Raw genomic sequence first — 3,937 nt, 5'->3', positions numbered from 1 at the left:
CGGAGTCGGCGGGCGCGTCGTCGTTCCCCGGCGCCGCCGCGTCGCGGTTCGGTTCCGCCTCGTCGTCCGCGGACTCGACCGCCTCCGCCGGCGCTGCCGGCCGCTCTCCGGTCGGCACGACGGCGGCACCGCTAAGAACGACCGCGTCGGGACCGACGACGAGCGTCCCTCGATCCGGAGTGCCGTGTCCGGGAACGGCCGTCTCGCCGTCCGCCGCGAACGGCTCGTCGACCCCGGCAGTTCGGATAACCCCGTCGACGCCGTCCGGCAGGTGGAGGGCGACGGCGTCCGCCGGGACTACCGGCGCGTCCGGCACGTCCGCGTACACCCGCGCCGCTGCGTCTTCGTCCCCGCGATCAGCGAGTAGCGTCCGCCACGTGTACCGGTCGGTGACGACCGGCGAGCAGTCGTTCGGTCCGTCCCCCTCCTCGAAAATCACGTTCTCGAACGCTCGGTCGTCCGTTTCGTCTGTTTCGTCCGCCTCGCCCGTCTCGTCCGTCGATACCTCCTCAGCGCCTCGCGTCTCCGGTTCGGCAGGGTCCGCGTCCGAATCGGCTGACCCGGACCCGTCGGACGCCGATCGACCGCCCCCGGTGTCGGATTGGAGGGCGGATCGTTCGACATCCTCGTCGCTCATAGTTCCGGGAACGCGCGGTCCGTTGAAAAAGGTGTCTCGCAAAACACCGCGATTGATAATCGACCGCGGACGGGCGGATTTTAGTCCCCCGCGCGCCGACCCTCCGTCGTGTCACGCTCCGACAGGTTCCCGCGACTCCGCCGACTGCGTCAGCGCGCGGTCAGGCGGCGCGTCCGGGCGGCGATCGCCGAGGAACTGCTCGGAACCCCGCGGAGCCTCGCCGTCGTCTGCGCGTTTACCGCGTTCATGTTCGCGGTGGGAGTCGGGTACTACGCGCCGACCGCGGACGAGGTGCCGGTCGTCCTCTGGCCGCTGTACGCGGACTCCGCGGTCGCGGTCGCGCTCGGCGGCGGCGTCCTCGCCAGCGTCGTCCCGACCGTCCGACGCGGCGGCAGCGTCACCGCGGACGCGCCCACCTCTCGCGGACTCGCGTACCTCCACACGGTCGCGTTCGTCTGGCTGGTCCAGTTCGGGCTCTGGCCGCTGGTGTCGCTCAACCTCGCAGTCGGTCAGTACGTCTCCGCGCCCGACGCGCTGATCTACTACTGGGGCGTGATCGGGACGCACCTGTTGTTCGTCGGGCTCGCGCTCCTGTTCCCTGCGTTCGGCCGCACGACCCGCGGGGCGCTCGCGACCGCGCTGGGGCTCGGCGTCGCGAACGCCGTCGTCGACTACGGACTCGGATATCACCCGCCCCTGTTGTACGAGCCCGGCCCGGGCCTCACCGCCGCGACGCTCGCAATCGCGGTCGGTGCCGTCACGCTCGCGGCGCGCTCGTTCTGTCGGGTGGGTAAGGGACCGGCGTAGTACATCGTCTGAAACGGTAGATCCCCTACACGGTGTTAAATCACAAACAGGATACGCTGATCCGAGCGCAAGCGGTACGAAAGGGCACGGCGGGATCCACGCGAGCGAACGCAGTGGGCAAGCGTGGAGCCAGTCGCGCCCGTAGCCGAGCGAGGCGAAGGAACGGGCGCGACGGGATTCGAACCCGCGATCGAGAGGTTAGGAACCTCTCGCCCTGTCCGCTAGGCCACGCGCCCAAGACGGGAGGAGAAAACGGGACCGCGGTGATCGGTCGGCGTCGGGGACGACTTACGCGCTGGTTTCTTTTTCGGTCTCGGTCTCGAGGTCGTCGAGCTCGTCGTCCTCGTCGTCGAGCGTCGAGTCCGCCTGCTCGCCATCTTGCATGTCTTTCAGCTCCTCTTCGACCTGTTCGCGCCCCTTCCGGAACTCGCCCATCGCCTGGCCGGTCGACCGCGCGAGCTTCGGGATCTTGTTCGCCCCGAACAGCAGGACCAGAACGAGCAGGATGATGAGGAGCTCCGGGCCCGCCGGAATGCCGCCGATCAGTGGAATCGCACTTATCATCTCTACTCCGCTCTAGCTCTGTGGCGACTATAGTCTTTTTGCCTTATCGGGTCGGCGCGGGCGCCGCGCACGGCCGCAGCGAACGCGAGCGAACGGCGCCGCCGCTCGGTAAGCGAATGGCTGAGATCTGTCGTCAGCACCCGGGAGGACCGAATCAGTCGGAACGCGCGAGCCGTGCGAAGTACCAGTCGCCGTCGTAGCGGACGAGCGGAGCGACGCCCTCCTCCGTCGCGATCGCGTCGATGACGGCCGCGAACGCGTCGGAGTGCGGCGGGGCCTCCGCGTGCTCCGAGTCGATCGCCGCGTCGAGGACCGCGCGTTGGTCCGCGGTCGGGTCGTCGATCGATCGGCCGCGCTCCTCGCCGACGGCCCGGCGGAAGTCGCGCTGCGACGAGGCGACGCGGTCGGCGCGGACGGCGACGGTCCGCACCTCGACCGACCGCTCCCCGTCGAACGCGAACCGCAGCAGCTCGCCGTCCCACTCGACCCGCTGGTCGTCGTTCCCGGGGACGAACAGCGAGCGCTCTCGCCGCTCGGCGGACGCGTACGCGAACTTGACCCCGAACGGCGGGTAGTGCGGCGCGTGGACGAGCGACGCGTCCCCGAGCGCGTCGAGGACCGTGTCCCGGTCGTGGTCCGGGAGGTCCGCGAAGGGGACGCTCGACGGGGGACCGAGGAGGAAGGAGTCGACGGCGTCGACCTCCACCGTGTACGCGTAGCCCGGTGCCGCGACGGAATCGACCGTCTCGGTTTCGATCCGGTAGTACTCGGGGCCGTCGGTGACGACGTACGGTGCCGAGACGCCGGGCCCGTAGTACCCGTCGACGGTCCCTTCTCCGCCGTCGATCGCGGTCCGGACGGCCGTCCGTCCCGCGTGTCCGACGAAGTCGACTGGGGTGCTAAACTCGTTTGAGACGCCGACCAGCGAGGCCTCGTCGAGCCTGAGCACCGTCTCCGCGCGGGGGGCGTCTCCGCCGTCGTCCGTGAAACAGCCCGACAGCGTCGTCAGCGATGCGGTCGCCGTGAGCAGTGCCACCGTTCGACGTGAGAGGCGGCGTGGAGGGCCGGACATCACCTGTCCTGCGTCGGTGGTACACTTAATTCTCCCCCCGGCTCGCCGATCTGGCGCCCTCCGGCGTCACACGACGCGAGTCGGTACCCGAGCCGGCGGCCGAGTGCCGCCGCCGAAACGGTGATACGCCCGGCAGACGACGACCCGGTATGCCAGACGTCGGCGGCGACGCCCCAGACTTCACCGGATCGGTCGTGGACGGCGACATCGAGCCGTTCGAACTCTCCGAGCACGTCGGCGACGAGCCGGTCGTGCTCGCCTTCTTCCCCGCCGCCTTCTCGAACACCTGTACCGACGAGATGGAGGCGCTACGGGACGGGTTCGACCGCGACGACTGTACGCTGTTCGGCGTGAGCACCGACCTCCCGCACGCGCTCGTCGCCTACCGCGTTCAGTACGACCTCCCGTTCGCGCTCGTCGCCGACCCGGACCACCGCGCGGTCGAGGCGTACGACGTCGTCGAGGACTTCGCACACTACGGCGTGGAGACCGTCGCGCAGCGCGCGGTCTTCGTGATCGACGCCGACGGGACTGTGACGTATCGCTGGCTCGCGGACAACGCCGGGCAGGAGCCGGACTACGACGCGCTCGCCGAGGCGGTGGCGGACGCGGCCGCCTGACCGGAGGGCGAACCGAGCGGTCGGGCGGGTCGCGCTCAGGCCGGGTCGCGCAGCGAGTCGAGCGCCTCGGGGTTCTCCATCGACGAGAGGTCGCCCGGGTCCTCGTCGTTGTACACCGACTCGATCGCGCGACGGATGATCTTCCCCGACTGCGTCTTCGGGAAGGCCTCGACGAACAGGAGTTCGCGCGGCCGGAACGGCTTGCCGTGTTCGTCGCCGACCAGCGCCCGGAGCTCC

The 3,937-nt window shown here is 70.0% G+C and carries 5 protein-coding genes, 1 tRNA gene and 1 pseudogene; 2 read left to right on the top strand and 5 right to left on the bottom strand.

Features of this window, described 5'->3' with window-relative positions:
* Positions 1-637, bottom strand: a pseudogene (locus B9G38_RS15020) (secretion system protein E); the annotation flags it as partial.
* Between the two features lie 108 nt (positions 638-745).
* On the opposite strand from B9G38_RS15020, the gene B9G38_RS15015 reads away from it, so the two are divergent.
* Positions 746-1,444 carry a DUF1405 domain-containing protein gene (locus tag B9G38_RS15015; protein WP_049929479.1) on the top strand — a complete coding sequence of 233 codons (699 nt, stop codon included), beginning with the start codon at positions 746-748 and terminating at the stop codon, positions 1,442-1,444.
* Between the two features lie 163 nt (positions 1,445-1,607).
* Here the strand turns inward: B9G38_RS15015 and B9G38_RS15010 are convergent.
* The 3 genes from B9G38_RS15010 to B9G38_RS15000 all read right to left on the bottom strand — a co-directional run bounded on the left by B9G38_RS15010 (position 1,608) and on the right by B9G38_RS15000 (position 3,080).
* Positions 1,608-1,680, bottom strand: a tRNA-Arg gene (locus B9G38_RS15010).
* A 52-nt stretch (positions 1,681-1,732) separates the two neighbouring features.
* Entirely contained in the window at positions 1,733-2,008 is a 276-nt protein-coding gene (locus tag B9G38_RS15005; RefSeq protein ID WP_086220911.1) for a twin-arginine translocase TatA/TatE family subunit, read from the bottom strand.
* A 154-nt stretch (positions 2,009-2,162) separates the two neighbouring features.
* Complete coding sequence (locus B9G38_RS15000) at positions 2,163-3,080, bottom strand: hypothetical protein (RefSeq protein WP_086220910.1); 918 nt, start codon at positions 3,078-3,080, stop codon at positions 2,163-2,165.
* 149 nt (positions 3,081-3,229) lie between these two features.
* Here B9G38_RS15000 and B9G38_RS14995 point away from each other — a divergent pair, with 149 nt between their 5' ends.
* Complete coding sequence (locus B9G38_RS14995; RefSeq protein ID WP_086220909.1) at positions 3,230-3,700, top strand: redoxin domain-containing protein; 471 nt, start codon at positions 3,230-3,232, stop codon at positions 3,698-3,700.
* Between the two features lie 35 nt (positions 3,701-3,735).
* Here the strand turns inward: B9G38_RS14995 and B9G38_RS14990 are convergent.
* Positions 3,736-3,937: hypothetical protein (locus tag B9G38_RS14990; RefSeq protein ID WP_143415500.1), on the bottom strand; the 202-nt coding region annotated here is incomplete at its 5' end.

The sequence above is a fragment of the Halorubrum sp. SD612 genome (assembly GCF_002135005.1).
The sequence above is the reverse complement of the archived record's forward strand: the minus strand, read 5'-3'. Positions and strand labels throughout refer to the sequence as shown.